Source organism: Paenibacillus xylanexedens (assembly GCF_007676705.1).
Taxonomy (GTDB): Bacteria; Bacillota; Bacilli; order Paenibacillales; family Paenibacillaceae; genus Paenibacillus; species Paenibacillus xylanexedens_C.
Window position 1 is genome coordinate 1 of the sequence record NZ_VEBF01000964.1, and the last position, 218, is coordinate 218.

The window sequence follows — 218 nt, forward strand, 5'->3', positions numbered from 1 at the left end:
CCAACACTTCCCCCTTAGGATCAATGAGCGCTGAGGAAATGTAATAGTTGCCGTCTTGCCCATCTTCAGGAAAGCTGATAACCAAATAGATTTCATGGTCTTTACATAAGTTGCGGACCTTTGTCATGTACAGGCCATCGATCGTTTCAGCCAGTGTACTTACATTTTCTCCAACTGAGTAACCAGTGAGAAACAATTCTGGGAAAGTGACTAATTGT

1 protein-coding gene is annotated in these 218 nt (G+C 42.7%); it reads right to left on the minus strand.

Going from position 1 to position 218, the window contains the following annotated elements:
* A partial coding sequence (locus FS628_RS31165; RefSeq protein ID WP_313958644.1) for a nitrilase-related carbon-nitrogen hydrolase occupies positions 1 to 218 on the minus strand: 218 nt, incomplete at both ends.